Raw genomic sequence first — 15,939 nt, 5'->3', positions numbered from 1 at the left:
TGTTTCCATCCTTTACTTTCTATTTTCTATTCTATACTATTTCTCTCTATAACGAAAGCCTTCCTGTATCTCTTCTTTCCGAAGCATAACATCGGCCACGGCCGGCGAAGAGGGAAATGCCGCATATCCTACACGGTCTCCTTGTACAGGATAATAAATGATAACTCCATCTACCTCATAGGCTACTGTCTCAAAATCCTCATAATCCTTCTGCATCACAAAGTTGTTCCCATCATAAGCCATTGCTATCTCACTGCCAAAAGCAAATAACTTATAACATGCAGCTAGACATAATAAGGTATAAATCGCCTTCCATAATGTCCTGCTTCTTATCGTATATAAAGCGATTCCTCCTAACGTCACCACAGACGCAAGCCATACATAGACACAGCCATAACGAATAAGCGGCGCAGAAAGAAGCCAGAATAAAAAGGATAAATCCACTGTTACCGCCACAAGCAGCCAATCATACTTATCCTTCTGCCTCTTCCCTATGATAAAGATTGCTGCAAATACTAAAGCAATGACTGAAACGGCAGCTATAAGCACCGATAACTTATCTATCATTCCAAGCCCTTTTAGCCATTCGGGCAGCCAACGGCCGAGCGGTTCTTCAAATCTCGTCACATCATAAATTCCTCGTCCCCAGACTTGTATCTCTTTGGAATCATAATCTGCAATCCCCTTCGGTATCTTCCAATCCACATCGAAAAAATCCACCGCCGTAAAAGGATATACCAGCCATCCCGATATAATTACGTTACGAATCAAATAAGGGGTTATAATAAGAGCACCCAACCCGATAAAGGAAAGAATTGCTCCTAGATTCTTTCTTCGAATAAGTATAACCGCCGGCTTTATCACAAGCAATAGAATGAGAGCCGCAGACAACTTCAAGCTCATGGCATAGACACCCAGCAGACACAGTAATCCATAAGGTACCCATAATTCCTCTTCTCGCTCCAGCAAGTCCAGATAGCGGATAACAATATAAAATATGGTAAGCACCATAAAATAATCCGAAGCCGGAGATACCATTTCATCGTAAATAATCAAAAGATAATAAATGCATGCAATTCTTGCGAAGTCGGAAAGAATTAGCCTTCCTCGCTTCCAAGCATATGCTATCTCCGCACATACTTTTGCCAGGAGAAGGGCAAACAAACCTGCCATACAATGATAGGACTGTATTCCCAAAAAAGAAAAACTAAAAAGTGCTGACAAACTAAAAGCAGAGCTGTTATAAGCAAGTCTGCAATGAAGATTCCCCAAGCCTTTTACAACGCCGTATTCCTCAATCCAGCGAATACTCTGCCCATGGTAAAGTCCTGTATCGTAATGAATAATACCTCTGGAAGTACCATAAGCGAATAAGAGAAATAAAAATAGGGAAAAAGCTATTGTTCCTAACGTCCACTTACCTTTTACAGCGAGCAGTCTCTCGTATAGTTCCTTCCGCAGCACAACTACTGTCACTGCGCATATTGCCAGAAGCAGAAGATTCGCCGCAAGACCCACCTTATAGAACAAGCTGAAAAACTGTGCATATACCGTAAGTACCAGAAGACCCGCCATACAATAGCTGTCTGCCTTCATTTCTTTCCAGAAGCTTTCCTCTCCATCCTCCCTGTTCCTGCCCACGCAAAAACGCCGGATGCCCGTCAATACCAAGAAGCCGACGCTATACGCTACCAGCAGTACATACAAAAAAATCAGACAGACCGAAAGCATATATAATACCTCTCATTGTGTTATTTTGCTATTCCTTTAGGGAGTATACTATTGTATAATGCAAGTATCAACATATAATATTGCGTTAAAATAGTAATATATTGCTATACAGCAATGCGATGTTTTATTCGGTACAGAAAGCGGATGCAGGAGAGACTTGACTTCCTGTCCATTGGAGGTTTCTTCAGGGGAAACTTGGCTTCCTGTCCATTGGATTTGCCTCCGGGCGCAAATGGTTGTATTTTCTAAATGGAATCATTAGGTATCGAATTGCTACCGGGGCGGCAGTAAGGTACATCCCTGTACCGTTCTGCCTAACTACTGCATCCATGCAGTAGTTCCCCTAGAGCATCAAGATTCCATTAAGAAAATGCAAACCATTGCTTAAAGGAGTCATCTCCAATAGACAGGAAGCCAAGTCTCCTATAAACGTATTCACTATGTGCCAGCTAAAAAATATAAGCAACGAAAGGGATGCCCGTTAAAGGAAATTGGAGAACTTACGATAAATTATCGATTCCATGCACCATTTCGTAACTTTTCGCAGGATTTCACTTGGCTGTTTCGTTTTACTTCCGTCGGCAAGCGGTCTTGATTTTCTTAAGAACAAAAGTGTGCTTCGCCCACTCTCGCGATTTAAACTTTTAGCAGCACAGCTTTTGTTCCGCGCGCGTAGCTGCGCATCCTGCACGGAGTGCTTTTATTCTATAGGATCGATACTTTCATACTTTAATGTAACCAGGTCTTTCCTATAGAATGAAACGCTCGTGACCTAGGGCAAACACCGCATGGAGGCGGTGTTTAGGAAGCACGGTACACGGAAGTACCTGGCTTCCGCCCCGGTCCTCTTTCGAAGCCTTCCCGTTTCATTTAGAAAATCCAGACCGCGCACCCGGAAGGAAAACGAAGACTGCTAAGTGAAATCCCTTCGTAACCCCTCCAGAAACTATATGTACCATCTGCCCAAGCTGCAATTCCGAAATTGTCCATTACCATAAAATACGAAAGGAACCTCTTCATGGCAAAATCAACTTCTAACCGCATTATCTCCACTCCTTCCTCCTATGCCAAAGAGCATTATATCTTCGTCCAGGAGGTCGGTACGCTGCAAAGTCTGGAACCTCATATCAGTAAAAGACAGAACCTTAATTCTTATTTGTTCTTTATTGTGCTAGATGGAGCAGGAGAGGTTTCCTATGAAAATAAAAAATACCGCATTTCTGCGGGAGACTGTGTCTGGCTGGATTGTACCCGCCCCTACTCTCACGAAAGCAGTGCGGACAATCCATGGAGTCTTATGTGGGTACATTTTTATGGAGCTATGGCAAAATCCTTCTACACAAGCTTCATCCGCCAGTATAATTCCTTTCTATTCCGCCCGCGAAACCTTGTCAATTTCACTGACACACTCTCTCAGTTATATCGGACTCAACAGACAAAATCTGTTTATATGGAGCTTTTATCCCACAAATATCTTACCGATATTATTACTCTCTGTTTTACAGAGAACAAAACCGAGTACGAAGGGGAATATTCTATTCCTGAAAAACTGGTGCAGGTTCACGCTTATCTGGAGCAGCATTATCATGAGAAAATCACTTTGGAGACATTGTCAGAACGCTTTTTCATCAGTAAGTTTCATCTCTCAAGGGAGTATAAGAAGATATATGGAATCACCCTTTTCCACGACTTGACTGCAATGCGTATCTCCCACGCAAAATCTATGCTGCGTTTCAGCGACGCTTCGATTGAATCCATTGCCATCGCAGTAGGCTTTCAAGATTCCGGTTATTTTATCAAGGTCTTCCGCAGTCTGGAAAATATGACTCCATTAGAATACCGAAAAAAATGGTAATCTGCCAAATATCCGGCGATTACCAATTACTTGTTCCTATTATATGTACATTAACACAGCGATTATAATACCGAGCAACGCTCCCATCAGCACTTGAAGAGGTGTATGCCCCACGAATTCCTTGAGTTTCTCTTCCACACTCATCTCTTTTCCCATGTGCATGAATAACTCCATCATTTCATTGAGCACCTTGGCCTGTATACCAGTCTCCCGGCGTACCCCCATTGCATCATACATAACGATAATTGCAAATATGGCGGCAATAGCGAACGGAAAGCTGCCGCCTCCATATTCAAATCCCGTTGCGGTCACAAGTGCACAGACTGTGGAAGAGTGGGAGCTTGGCATTCCGCCGCTCCCTACGAGACGCTCTGCTACAAACTTACGGTTGAACCACATGTATATTAACGTCTTAAGCACTTGAGCTACAAGCCATCCGGTCACCGAAGCCATAAAAATACGGTTATTTACTAAATCAGTCAAAAATTCCATCTTTTCTTCCTTACTTCCCCATCCCTCTCTATTTATATCCATTCTTTAAAGTGAGGAAAGGCTTCCCATATATTTTTCGATAGCATCGTGCCATTCAGCAAACTGAAAATCAGTCGTCAGCTTAAGCATGTAATTATCCAGAATAGAATATGCCGGTCTGGGTGCTGAGGCAGGATTGGATGCCTCGTATTGTGCCGTTGTCACTTCTTCCACCACTGTGTTCTTACCGCCCAGCCTAAATATCTCTTTTGCAAATTCCGCCCAATGACAAGAACCTTCGCAGGTACCGTGAAACAGACCGTAATTCTCAGTGGGAAGCAAGTAATGAATAGCTTTTGCCAGTTCTTCCGCACTCGTAGGAGTTCCAAACTGGTCGTTGACTACCGTTATCCTGTCCATCTTTTCCGATAAATGTAACATAGTCTTAACAAAATTCTTACCTTCTCCATACAGCCACGCAGTACGAATAATAAAATAATCTTTCGCAAATTCCTTTACAAAGTTCTCCCCAGCCAACTTCGAAGTACCATAAACTCCTTTAGGACCGGTCGGATCAAACTCCGTATAAGGTCTGTTCCCATCTCCCGATAATACATAATCTGTGGAAACCTGAACGAGCTTTGCCCCTACTTGGGTTGCTGCAATGCTTAAGTTACGGGGGCCGATCGCATTAATTTTATATGCATTGTCAACATCCGTTTCACAAGCATTCACATTCGTATAAGCCGCACAATTAATAATAGCATAAGGCTTTACTTCCCGTACCATCTCCATTACTTTATCGATATTTGTAATATCCAACTCCGCCACATCCGTATTGATAAGTTCGATATCTGCAGTTCCTCTATATTGTTTATTAATGGCAATTCCTAATTGTCCGTTACTTCCTGTTACGATTACTTTTTTCATAATTTATAGTAATTCTCCTTTCCTGTTGCGTTTCATATCATATCTATATGATAAACCAGATTATTACCATAATACAACCCACTATCTAAATATGCAAGCAAACTTTCCTGTAATAATTCTGTAACTATTTCTGTAATAAATTCTTAAGATTTTTATGCATATTTTTCAGCTCTTTCTAGTGACTACACCAATATTATGTGCTATAATTTGCCTTGTGGTGCTTTTAATAAGGGTTTTTACACATTTTTTACCCATATGAAGCCCATTTTATTTATTGAAAGCGAGGATTATATTATGAAACGATTACAAGTCCTTCTTCTTATCGCTTTATCCTCCACATTGCTATTAACCGGTTGTGGAAAGAAAGAAGAAGTTGAAGAGCCTGTCGTTGCACAGGTGATTGAACCTCAGCCTGATCTTGGACAGGGCGGGGCGACTACCACTGAAGAAACATCTGTCGATGACGATGTGCCGCCCGAAGAGGGTATGGTGAGAAGCACCCTCACAAATGAATGGATTGACGGCGATTTAGAGGACATACGTCCTATTTCCATTATGGTTCCTAACGACTCCGCAGCATTACCTCATTATAATCTTTCCAAAGCAGATATTCTTTATGAATGTCCGGTAGAGGGAAGCATTACAAGAAGTATGGCTGTAATCAAGGATTGGCAGAAACTGGATCGTATCGGTAACGTAAGAAGCTGCCGCGACTATTTCGTATATTGGTCTTTCGAGTGGGATTCCATTTATCTTCATTTCGGCGGTCCCTATTACATTAACGATATCGTAGAAAAAGCGGATACCGATCATATTACAGGTTCTTCCTATGGGGATAAAAGAACGGATGCTTTATTCGAGGGAGCATTCTACCGCTCTACCGATAAAAAAGCGCCTCAAAATGCATATGCAAGCGCAGAGGGAATTGCTAAAGGTATCGACAAGTTCGGATATTCCAAAACATACCGCAACGGTTACTATAAAGCAGACCACTTTACTTTTGCTTCTTCTAAGTCACCGAATACTTTGGAAGCATACAGCGATTCCATCGTTGCAAAGAAAATCGATATGAGGCCGGCTTACCCTGTTACTAAAACATCTTTTACCTATAACGAAGAAGACGGTTTATATTATCGTTATATGTACGATAAGCCGGATGTAGATGCTGCTAATGATGAACAGCAGTTGTCGTTCAAGAATGTATTAGTACAGTTCACCTATCACGAGGTGAGAGACCAGAAAGGTTATCTCGCTTTCCAGGTACATGATACTACCAGAGACGGTTATTACTTCACCAACGGAAAAGGCATCCATGTAACATGGAAGAAAACTGCAGATTATGAACCTACCAAGTATTACGACGATAACGGAAACGAAATCGAAATCAATACAGGTAAAACCATGATCTGCATCGTGGAAGAAGGAGATTCTTTCGATGTGGACGGAACTTCTTTAAAGTCATCCGCAAAATAAAGATATGAAATTAATAAGTGATTAAAAAGAAAGAGGGCATCGCATCATCACTCTATTTTGGTGATTTTGCGACACCCTCTTTCATATTATAGGAACACGGTGTTGCAATAAATAGTCAGAAGACACTGATGAATCCTATTAATTTTCTACAGAAAGGCTGTCAATCTCATCCAACTCTTCTTTTGTAAATACCGTATTTCCCAATGCTCCAATATTATCAATAATTTGTGACGGTTTAGATGCACCAATTAAGATACTTGTTACGATACCATCGCGGAGTATCCAACTTAAAGCCATCTCTGCCAAAGTTTGCCCACGCTTGGACGCAATTTCATTGAGCTTGCTTATTTTGGTCAGGCGCTCTTCTGTCAAGGACGATTCGCTCAAAAACCGTCCGTCTGTCTTTATCCTACTATCTTCCGGAATCCCATGTAAGTATCGATTCGTTAACATCCCCTGCTCTAAGGGGCTAAATGCAATAATTCCCTTATTTAGTTTTTCTGAAGACTTTTTCAATCCATTTTGTTCAATAGTTCTGTCAAAAATAGAATAACGATTTTGGTTAATGATAAAGGGGCAATGTAAATCCTTTAAGATTGATGCAGCACTTTTCAAAGTTGCACCATCATAATTGGAAAGTCCCACATACAATGCCTTACCACTTGCTACAACCTGCGCTAACGCTCCCATAGTTTCTTCCAACGGCGTATTAGGATCCATTCTATGATGATAGAAAATATCTACATATTCTAATCCCATGCGCTGTAAACTCTGATCAAGACTTGCGACAATATATTTCCGGCTTCCCCAATTACCATAAGGTCCATCCCACATTTCATAACCGGCTTTTGTACTGACAATTAATTCATCGCGGTAAACCGCAAAATTCTCTTTAAGAATACGACCTAAGTTTTTTTCCGCACTACCCGGAGCCGGTCCATAATTATTTGCCAAATCAAAGTGAGTGATCCCATGATCAAACGCTGTAAAGCAGAGCTGCTTCATATTATCATAGGAAGCTGTATCTCCGAAATTATGCCAAAATCCCAGAGAAATGGCCGGGAGCAGCAATCCGCTGTTACCACAACGGAAATAGCTCATGGATTGGTAACGTGTCGATGATGCATTATACATTATATTCCCTCCTAATTCTTTTTACTTTACATAGTCTATCCCTTCAAGTATACTTGAAGTCAATATTTTTTGAAATGTTTTTGTAAAACGAATAAATTGAGTGAATAATTTGAAGTTATTTGAAGTTATCCAATAAAGATTCGGCAGGGAGGAAAATAAAATGGCAGAGTATGGTATTCGGGAAATATCTGAGATATTTCACTTGCCGTCATCAACTTTGAGGTATTATGAAGAAATCGGTATTCTCACAAACATTGCGAGAACTTCTTCCGGACAGAGAATTTTCACCGATGCTCATGTTAACCGCCTTAAAACGATATGCTGTTTTAAGAATACGGGAATGACAATCGCACAGTTAAAGAGTTTTTTCATTTATGAATCTGCGGAACAAGAACATATTGATGATATTATATCCCTTTTAAATGCTCAGAAAGAATATACCGTCGAGCAAATCAACCAGTTGCAGAGCGATTATGCTCATATACTTAGAAAATTACATTATTATGGGGATATTAAAAAAAGTCTGGAAGCAAATCAACCGCTTCCAGACTGGAAAGACTACAAGTATAAATCCTTTTTTTAAACTAAGTAGCTTCTTTTTAATTCTCTCTATTTTTTCTGCCGATTCCAAGGCGGTTTATTGCTGAGAAAATAGCTCTTACGGAGGCTCTTGTAATATTGGAACTTACGCCGACGCCATAAGTAACTTTTCCCCAATCCACATCCAGCAGGTGAATATAAGCTGCTGCCTGAGAGCTGGAACCGCTCTGCAATGCGTGCTCTTCGTAATCGAGTATCTTCATTTCTTCTCCGAGCACCTCTTGAAGTCCGCGTTTCACCGCATCGATAGGTCCGTTGCCCACTGCTTCGAAGACTTTCTCCACACCGTAATCAGTGTAAGTAACCGTAACCTTCGTATCGAATCGTGATGTGGTCTCTTCGCTTAAATCGTCCACCTTCAGCTTTCTGAAGTGAATCGGTTCCTTTTGCTCCAAGTACTCTTCTCTGAACTTCTCCATGATCTGATCAGGAGATACTTCTCCTTGCTTCTCCGATATATGTTGAATAGCGTTAGCGAATTCCTTATGCATTCCCTTAGGAAGCTTGAATCCAAAATAAGTATCCATAATAAAAGCTACACCGCCCTTACCGGACTGGGAATTAATTCTTACGATCGGTTCGTATTCTCTTCCGATATCCGCCGGGTCGATAGGCAGATAGGGTACCTTCCAAATCTTGCTTTCCCTTTCCTTCATAGCCTTCACACCTTTGTTAATCGCATCTTGATGCGAACCGGAAAAGGCTGTAAATACTAACTTTCCTGCATAAGGATGCCTGGGATGCACAGGGATTTTACAGCATCTCTCATAGATTTCTATACTTTCATTAATTCTCTCTATATGCAGCTTCGGATCGATTCCTTGAGAAAACATATTGTAAGCCACATTAAGCACATCTACGTTTCCCGTTCTCTCTCCATTTCCGAAAAGAGTTCCCTCTACGCGCTCTGCTCCTGCCAAAAGAGCGAGTTCAGTGCTGGCCACTCCTGTTCCTCTGTCATTATGAGGATGTACGCTTAGAATAATACTCTCTCTATTTTTAAAGTTCTCATTCATCCATTCTATCTGATCCGCATAGACGTTAGGCGTTGTCATTTCTACGGTTGAGGGCAAATTGATAATAATAGGCTCTTCCTTCGTTGCTCCCCATGTCTCCTGTACTGCCGTACAAATATCCAGGGCAAAATCAAGCTCAGTACCGGTGAAGCTTTCCGGAGAGTATTCTAAAATAATCTTTCCCGGAAAATGTGCAGCCCGCTCCTTTACCCACTTCGTTCCCTGTACCGCAATGTTTATAATTTCCTCACGGTCCATACCAAATACCACATCTCTTTGCAAGCTAGAAGTGGAATTATAAATATGTACGATCACTTGCTTACAGCCCTCAATCGCTTGGAAGGTTCTATCAATTAATTCTTCTCTACACTGTGTTAATACCTGCACTCTTACATCGTCAGGAATCATCTTACGATCTACCAGTTGACGAAGAAAATCATATTCTATCTGGCTCGCTGCCGGAAATCCAATCTCTATATCCCGAAATCCCAGCTTAATCAAATACTGGAACATCTCAATCTTCTCTTCTACCACCATAGGGTCAATTAATGCCTGATTCCCATCCCTCAAATCCACACTGCACCAGATGGGAGCCTTTTCCACTTCTTTATTCGGCCATTTTCTTCCCGGATAATCCATTACCGGATTACGTTCATATCTTGTATAATTTAACATAATGATTCCTCCCGCTTCTTTCCATCTGTATTGTTTTACATATATTCATCTATGAATAACATAAAAGCCGACTCCGAGAGTCGGCTGATTACCTGATTATGTAGATTATTCTCCGAGACCGCTTTCAATCGCCTGAACTAAAGCTTTTAATGCAATCTCTTCATCTTCGCCCTCACAGACAAACTCTATTTCGTCACCACACTTTACACATGCGCCCAATACGCTGAGTACACTCTTCGCATTTGCTGTATTCTCACGAAATGAAAATGTAATTAACGATTTAAACTGCATCGCCTCTTTACATAGGATACCTGCCGGTCTTAGATGTAGCCCTGTCGGATTCTTAATAACTACCTTTTGGCTTACCATATTTTCTCCTCCAATTTCATATGCTATTATAGCATTGCTATGATATTGCATGATAATCAAATAGCATTGCTTTTAATGAATGGCATACGTTCCACATATTTACTATACCATCTTTTCCCTTACTTCTCAAGTGCCTTCTTGGCTTTTCCAAGGACGTTGATGGCTGAATTGTAACGTAAGGGCACACGGTTAAAGCATACTGTTTTGAATGAGTTCAGCAAGTGCTTTTGCTTCCTTATCAATCTGTGCTTTATCCTTTCCTTCTATCATAACGCGTACCATAGGCTCCGTTCCCGACGGCCTGATAAGTACACGTCCTTCTCCGGCAAATGTCTTCTCCAACTTCGTAATCGCGTCAGCAACCTCCGGATAATCCATATAATTTTCTTTTTTGTGATTGGGTACCTTGGCATTAACCAGCGCCTGCGGCATCATTTCCATTATCTTAGATAACTCGGATAATGGTTTCCCAGTCTCCACCATAACCTCCAACAAATGAATTGCACTAAGAAGCCCGTCTCCTGTCGTGTTTTCATCCAAAAAGATAATATGTCCCGACTGCTCTCCTCCCAGATTAGCTCCCACTTCCTTCATACGTTCCAGCACATAACGATCTCCCACTTTCGTCTGCTCTATCTTGATATTATTTTTCTCTCCCATCAGGAAAAATCCAAGATTGCTCATAACTGTAGCCACAATCATTTTTTTTGCCAGCTTGCCTTTTTCCTTCATATGATTTCCGATAATAGCCAGAATCTGATCGCCATTCAACATATTTCCCAACTCATCTACAGCCATTAATCGATCAGCATCTCCATCAAAAGCAAGACCTACATTCGCTTTCTCATATACTACTCTTGCTTGCAGCTCCTCAATATGGGTAGAGCCGCAATTCGCATTAATATTTGTTCCGTCAGGATTGTTATGAATTGCCACAACTTCCCCGCCAAGCTCCTTCAAGGCTTCCACCGAAGTATAATAAGCCGCTCCTTCTGCGCAGTCAGCCACAATCTTTATACCACGGAAGTCTACATTGACAGCCTTGATGGAATGGTTGATATATTCCTCCCTGGCATCTGTACGATACTTAATCTTACCTACGCTGCTGCCGGTGGGAAATTTCACATCCTTCATCCCATTCTTAATCAACTGCTCGATTTCATCCTCTAGGGAATCGGATAGCTTATATCCATTGCCGTCAAAAAATTTAATACCGTTGAATTCCACAGGATTATGGGAGGCAGAAATCACAACTCCTGCATCTACCTTATATTTTCTCGTAAGATATGCGATTGCAGGCGTCGGAAGAACTCCTACATAGACGCAGTTCGCTCCCACGGAACACGCTCCTGCCATCAGAGCGTTAGACAACATATCTCCCGACATACGAGTATCACAACCTACCATAATCGTCGGTTTATGTTCGTTCTCTTTCGTAAGTACATACGCTCCTGCCTGCCCTAATTGCATTGCCAGGAACGGCGTCAATTCTTCATTTGCAACTCCTCTTACTCCATCTGTACCAAATAATCTGCCCATGTAAAACCTCCTGTTAAGTCTTGGCTATTCGTAACCGTTCAGCACCTTCACTGTTACGGCTATTCTTCTTTCTCTATCGTCAATCTTACCGTAATATTTTCACGTAAACTTACATTTTCCGGAAGATTAAAGGACAAGGGCACATCATAATGGCCTTCTGCCACCTCTTCAAGAATCCCACGTTCTAATAGCGTAGAAATATCCACACTTCCTCTAATATCTGCCGCATTAATTGCATTGATATCTGCAGCAAGCCCTACTACCTGAATGGGGAAGTCTTCCTCAAAGGTAGACACTGTAGCCTCATATCCTTCCGGTAAATTCTCAATAGCAATACTTCCCTTGGGAACAATAAAGTTTCTTCCGATCTCACGCTCAATGAATACTGTTACTGTGGCGCTTCCATTGAATGTCTTATCTCCCCACTCTACATTTCCGGGTAAATATTCCTTCAAATCTACTGTCGTTATAAGATTCTCACTCCGCCCTGTAACATCGAGAATCGTATCCGGAATCTCCAGAGTTGAGAGATTCTTAAGAAGACTCGCTTTACCGGCAAGTAATACTGACTCCGGGTCGCTGCTTATCACTCCGGTCACACGATAACCTTCCGCCGGCACCCCTGATGAGATAAAGTGTAATGGAATCTGTTTCGTAGCAAGTATTTCCACGTTGGTACGAACCATATTAATATTAAGATTTAATTTACTCTTAGATATTTCTGTTCCTTCCGCATCATAAAGCTTGATTTCCTCAACAGTTCCAATATCGCTGGTAAATCCGGTTACTGATACGTTGACTTCTGCCTTATTTATAGAAGATACGACAGACTCAGGGCCGGATACTCTTACCAAGTTCTGCTCCGTTGTCACATCCCCTATCATATAACCCGCCTCAACCTCCCCGGATACCGATGCCTTCAGGGCAAGAGATACGCTTTCTTTATTCTCGATATTTAATTTTACATTTTCAATACTGCCTCTTATACTGTCCAGATTATCATTGTATCGATTCGTGGCTAGCTTAATACTAATTGTATTCACATTGGTCAGTTCATTCATATCGGCTACTGCAACAATATTATCCACACTAATCGTATCGATAATAGATCTGGGCGCCACTACGACAACCGAATCGATCACATCGGTATTATCAAGCACCTCATATACCTTCCCCTGACTGGTAATCACTTCCGCATTCTTAATGACTACAGGAATATTAGAAAACTTACGTTCCGTTGCTGGATCGTTGATATTCGTAACAAGAAGCCATAATATGGCTGCGAAAAGGATAGAGCCCATTTTAAGACCCCAATTACTCATTAGGTTATTTTTCATTTTTTGCCCTTCCCTTCCAAAGCTTACGCTTCTTTTCTTCCAAAGGCTTATTCTGAATCATCGATAACTTTTCTTTCAGACTGTCTCCATCCAGATGGCGGTACAATGCTCCGTCATAGGCTACACTAATATTCCCGCTTTCCTCTGAAACAATAATGGTCATGGAATCTGTCGCCTCGGAGATACCTACCGCTGCCCTATGTCTGGTTCCTAATTCTTTACTCAGTTCCATATTATCGGATAGAGGTAAGTAACAGGTGGCCGAAACAATACGGTTACCACGTACAACAACAGCACCGTCATGGAGCGGTGTATTATGTTCAAAAATATTAATCAATAATTGGCTGGAAACAACGGCATCTACCTCTATTCCCGTTCTTTCATATTCGGCAAGAGACTGTGTCTGTTCCACTACAATAAGTGCTCCGGTCTTCACCTTTCCCATCTCTACAGATGCTTTTACAATCTCTTGAATTGTGCGGTCTGAAAAAAGTCCGAGCTCCGGCTTCCCGGATTCGAAAGGGAAAAGAGAAGAAATAATATTTTTACGTCCGAGTTCTTCCAAAGCTCTCCTCAGCTCCGGCTGTAGAATAACGATAATTGCAGTCGCTGCTATCCCTACTACATTTTGTGCAATCCACAGAATGGTATTCATTCTGAATACGGCTGCTATTAGCAAAAATATGGCGATTACTACAACGCCCTTCAACAAGGACCATGCCTTTGTATTCTTTATCCACACCAAAATATGGTACAACAAGAAGGAGATAATGATTATCTCCACAACATCTGTCCATCTAATACTGGGCATCCGCCTGAAATATGTGTCTAAAATCTCTGTAATTTGCCGCATCTTAACCATTCCAGTCTTTCATAATATCTACAAGCACCAAATGCATTTTATTTGCATTTTGCGCGCATTCTGTTGCTGTTCATGGTGAAGCCGTGAATAGTAACACCTTTTTACTTCCTCGGTGTGCTTCTTGTCTCCACCGTCCGTGTGCCTTGTGACGGCCGCGTCCTTTTCTGCGGATTGATTTGTTTTACTTTACGTTCCGGTGTTGCCACTGTTACCTTAGGCACCGCTTTCACATAATAATAATATTCATCATCCTCAAACTGTACCTTCTCCGTCCTGCTGTAATCTACATTGAATTCGAAGAATTGGATTACCACCGCTATTGCCGCCGAAAAGACAGTCCCGACAATTACGCCACCGATGGATACATTCGTATCGAACATCAAATCACCCACTAAAAGAACCATGACATTCACCAATGCACCCGCTGCAATAGCAATTGTCCATGAATGATCGATGGAAAGTCTTCGAATCAGATATACAATAATAATAGTAACCGAAAAAGCCGCCAACGTTACAATCATTCCTTCATTATTTAAAATACCATCAATTAAATACCTGAACTTTACAATTACGTCTTCTACTTCCATAGAAACCAAAGTCGCACTGCTTTCTCTTATGTAGGCGATCAGATAATAAACTACCACTCCGCATGAGACGGATATTACCGATGCAGGCGTTCCTACAAGTCCCATCGTAATAGGTATCACATAAGGTATTCGAAGCCAGAAACAAATAGGGGTAAAAACTACTACCAGCATATCCTTGGGAGAAAACCTAAAGTAAAGTAAAAACATAAGTAAAAAAAGTACTAAGGCTACAGCCGCACATTCAAAAGAAAGTGAATATAAATGTGCGAGCACGAGTGCCGCTGAAATCACGATTACAAAATTAGAGGGCATAAAAGAACACATAAGCGCCAACACCAATACGACCGCAATGTTATCAATTCTGCCCATATAGCCCAATTGGGCGTTAATCGCTAAAAAACAAATAAATGAAATCAAAAACTTAAATAATGGTGTTAAATATACTTCATATTTTCCATAAATCTTTCTTAAATATTGTTTTGCAACAAGTAATGATGTCATAATAATTTCCTCTCAGGCCTTATAACTCCTGCCTCATGTTTTATCATACATACCGCTGAGCCTGTTTAAATTACTCATATAAAGCTTCACTCTTTTCTTCGCCTTCGCGTAGCGGTAAGCATATATTGCATAGGAAATAATTGCATATATTCCTATTACAAACAAATACCTTATTAAAATAGATTTACCGAATTCAAACAAATCCATTTTATAAATATCAACCATAAATACTTCAAAATCATAAAAAATATACATTCCAAATACAATTCCAAATGCTATTGTTCCATATATTACTGACTTTAGCACCTGAAACCAGACATAATCTCCACGAAAATAGTTCATAACGGAAGAATTCTTCTTCCCTTCCGTTTCCTCATAAGATGCCATCTTCGTCATCAGAATAATTCTGTCTCTATTCAGCATTGTTCTCTCTCCTAACGATCAAGATACCTCATTTTAGCGTTGGCATCTTTTACTTCCTTTGTTTTGGGAACTTCCGGCACCGGCTCTTTCTTATAGGCAGACTGCAGATGACTCACCATACCTGACTTACATTTATCACAGAAGCGTCCGCTGCGAATTAATACACCACAATTTTCACACTCCAGCCCCGTTGCAGAATCTGCAGAAAACTCAAGCCGTTCTTCCTTCAGCCATTGCCTTATTTGCTGTGGCGTTACATCACACTCTTCTGCGACCTCGGCAATACCACAGCCTTTATGTTCCCATATATATTTTTTCACCTCTTGAAACTTAGCCTCTAGCAATTCCTTACATTGCGGACAAATAACCGGGCCCATTACATAATTAAAGAGTCTGTTACATTTTCTGCAATTGCGTACATCCATTTATCCTTCCT

The 15,939-nt window shown here is 41.1% G+C and carries 15 protein-coding genes; 3 read left to right on the top strand and 12 right to left on the bottom strand.

The features are described 5' to 3' along the window. Nucleotides 1–36: 36 nt before the first annotated feature. Nucleotides 37–1,731: an LIC_10190 family membrane protein gene (locus tag RBB56_RS12155; RefSeq protein ID WP_306719220.1), complete on the bottom strand. Its 1,695-nt coding sequence runs from the start codon at nt 1,729–1,731 to the stop codon at nt 37–39. 1,018 nt (nt 1,732–2,749) lie between these two features. Between RBB56_RS12155 and RBB56_RS12150 the strand changes: the two genes are divergently transcribed. Continuing rightward, nucleotides 2,750–3,586 (top strand): AraC family transcriptional regulator, encoded by an 837-nt coding sequence (locus tag RBB56_RS12150; protein ID WP_306719219.1) that lies wholly within the window; start codon nt 2,750–2,752, stop codon nt 3,584–3,586. A gap of 39 nt (nt 3,587–3,625) precedes the next feature. Here the strand turns inward: RBB56_RS12150 and RBB56_RS12145 are convergent, their stop codons facing one another. Continuing rightward, entirely contained in the window at nt 3,626–4,078 is a 453-nt protein-coding gene (locus RBB56_RS12145; RefSeq protein ID WP_306722148.1) for a divergent PAP2 family protein, read from the bottom strand. Between the two features lie 45 nt (nt 4,079–4,123). Further along, a complete protein-coding gene (gene rfbD / locus RBB56_RS12140) occupies nt 4,124–4,987 on the bottom strand; it encodes a dTDP-4-dehydrorhamnose reductase (RefSeq protein WP_306719218.1) in 864 nt (287 codons plus the stop codon). 294 nt (nt 4,988–5,281) lie between these two features. On the opposite strand from rfbD, the gene RBB56_RS12135 reads away from it, so the two are divergent. Beyond that, complete coding sequence (locus RBB56_RS12135; protein WP_306719217.1) at nt 5,282–6,460, top strand: DUF3048 domain-containing protein; 1,179 nt, start codon at nt 5,282–5,284, stop codon at nt 6,458–6,460. A 138-nt stretch (nt 6,461–6,598) separates the two neighbouring features. Here RBB56_RS12135 and RBB56_RS12130 read toward each other — a convergent pair whose 3' ends face one another. Then, nucleotides 6,599–7,594, bottom strand: a complete 996-nt coding sequence (locus RBB56_RS12130) for an aldo/keto reductase (RefSeq protein WP_306719216.1) — start codon at nt 7,592–7,594, stop codon at nt 6,599–6,601. Nucleotides 7,595–7,754: 160 nt separating this feature from the next. Between RBB56_RS12130 and RBB56_RS12125 the strand changes: the two genes are divergently transcribed. Next, nucleotides 7,755–8,177, top strand: a complete 423-nt coding sequence (locus RBB56_RS12125; RefSeq protein WP_306719215.1) for a MerR family transcriptional regulator — start codon at nt 7,755–7,757, stop codon at nt 8,175–8,177. A 16-nt stretch (nt 8,178–8,193) separates the two neighbouring features. Here the strand turns inward: RBB56_RS12125 and leuA are convergent, their stop codons facing one another. From leuA to RBB56_RS12085, 8 genes are all read right to left on the bottom strand, one after another. Next, complete coding sequence (leuA, locus tag RBB56_RS12120) at nt 8,194–9,885, bottom strand: 2-isopropylmalate synthase (RefSeq protein WP_306719214.1); 1,692 nt, start codon at nt 9,883–9,885, stop codon at nt 8,194–8,196. Between the two features lie 105 nt (nt 9,886–9,990). After that, nucleotides 9,991–10,254, bottom strand: a complete 264-nt coding sequence (locus RBB56_RS12115; protein ID WP_306719213.1) for an HPr family phosphocarrier protein — start codon at nt 10,252–10,254, stop codon at nt 9,991–9,993. 189 nt (nt 10,255–10,443) lie between these two features. After that, nucleotides 10,444–11,793 (bottom strand): phosphoglucosamine mutase, encoded by a 1,350-nt coding sequence (gene glmM, locus RBB56_RS12110; protein WP_306719212.1) that lies wholly within the window; start codon nt 11,791–11,793, stop codon nt 10,444–10,446. Between the two features lie 59 nt (nt 11,794–11,852). Further along, nucleotides 11,853–13,130, bottom strand: a complete 1,278-nt coding sequence (locus RBB56_RS12105) for a CdaR family protein (protein ID WP_306719211.1) — start codon at nt 13,128–13,130, stop codon at nt 11,853–11,855. Beyond that, nucleotides 13,120–13,941: a diadenylate cyclase CdaA gene (cdaA, locus tag RBB56_RS12100; RefSeq protein ID WP_306719210.1), complete on the bottom strand. Its 822-nt coding sequence runs from the start codon at nt 13,939–13,941 to the stop codon at nt 13,120–13,122. The genes RBB56_RS12105 and cdaA overlap by 11 nt, the downstream gene beginning before the upstream one ends. A 152-nt stretch (nt 13,942–14,093) precedes the next feature. Then, the gene (locus RBB56_RS12095) at nt 14,094–15,080 is read right to left on the bottom strand and encodes a hypothetical protein (RefSeq protein WP_306719209.1); all 987 of its coding nucleotides are present in this window, start codon (nt 15,078–15,080) and stop codon (nt 14,094–14,096) included. Between the two features lie 33 nt (nt 15,081–15,113). Then, a complete protein-coding gene (locus RBB56_RS12090; protein ID WP_306719208.1) occupies nt 15,114–15,503 on the bottom strand; it encodes a hypothetical protein in 390 nt (129 codons plus the stop codon). Between the two features lie 11 nt (nt 15,504–15,514). Further along, nucleotides 15,515–15,928 (bottom strand): flagellar protein, encoded by a 414-nt coding sequence (locus RBB56_RS12085; protein WP_306719207.1) that lies wholly within the window; start codon nt 15,926–15,928, stop codon nt 15,515–15,517. Between the last annotated feature and the right edge of the window lie 11 nt (nt 15,929–15,939).

Source organism: Kineothrix sp. MB12-C1, from assembly GCF_030863805.1.
In the GTDB taxonomy this organism is placed as follows: Bacteria; Bacillota; Clostridia; order Lachnospirales; family Lachnospiraceae; genus Kineothrix.
This window is presented reverse-complemented; position numbering and strand designations above follow the sequence as displayed.

Excerpts from the sequence above, each read along its gene's own strand:
- RBB56_RS12145 (WP_306722148.1), bottom strand. The coding sequence starts at position 4,078 with ATGGAATTTTTGACTGATTTAGTAAATAACCGTATTTTTATGGCTTCG.
- RBB56_RS12150 (WP_306719219.1), top strand. The coding sequence starts at position 2,750 with ATGGCAAAATCAACTTCTAACCGCATTATCTCCACTCCTTCCTCCTAT.
- RBB56_RS12085 (WP_306719207.1), bottom strand. The coding sequence starts at position 15,928 with ATGGATGTACGCAATTGCAGAAAATGTAACAGACTCTTTAATTATGTA.
- rfbD (WP_306719218.1), bottom strand. The coding sequence starts at position 4,987 with ATGAAAAAAGTAATCGTAACAGGAAGTAACGGACAATTAGGAATTGCC.
- RBB56_RS12115 (WP_306719213.1), bottom strand. The coding sequence starts at position 10,254 with ATGGTAAGCCAAAAGGTAGTTATTAAGAATCCGACAGGGCTACATCTA.
- RBB56_RS12130 (WP_306719216.1), bottom strand. The coding sequence starts at position 7,594 with ATGTATAATGCATCATCGACACGTTACCAATCCATGAGCTATTTCCGT.
- RBB56_RS12135 (WP_306719217.1), top strand. The coding sequence starts at position 5,282 with ATGAAACGATTACAAGTCCTTCTTCTTATCGCTTTATCCTCCACATTG.
- RBB56_RS12105 (WP_306719211.1), bottom strand. The coding sequence starts at position 13,130 with ATGAAAAATAACCTAATGAGTAATTGGGGTCTTAAAATGGGCTCTATC.
- glmM (WP_306719212.1), bottom strand. The coding sequence starts at position 11,793 with ATGGGCAGATTATTTGGTACAGATGGAGTAAGAGGAGTTGCAAATGAA.
- leuA (WP_306719214.1), bottom strand. The coding sequence starts at position 9,885 with ATGTTAAATTATACAAGATATGAACGTAATCCGGTAATGGATTATCCG.
- RBB56_RS12125 (WP_306719215.1), top strand. The coding sequence starts at position 7,755 with ATGGCAGAGTATGGTATTCGGGAAATATCTGAGATATTTCACTTGCCG.
- cdaA (WP_306719210.1), bottom strand. The coding sequence starts at position 13,941 with ATGCCCAGTATTAGATGGACAGATGTTGTGGAGATAATCATTATCTCC.
- RBB56_RS12090 (WP_306719208.1), bottom strand. The coding sequence starts at position 15,503 with ATGCTGAATAGAGACAGAATTATTCTGATGACGAAGATGGCATCTTAT.
- RBB56_RS12155 (WP_306719220.1), bottom strand. The coding sequence starts at position 1,731 with ATGCTTTCGGTCTGTCTGATTTTTTTGTATGTACTGCTGGTAGCGTAT.
- RBB56_RS12095 (WP_306719209.1), bottom strand. The coding sequence starts at position 15,080 with ATGACATCATTACTTGTTGCAAAACAATATTTAAGAAAGATTTATGGA.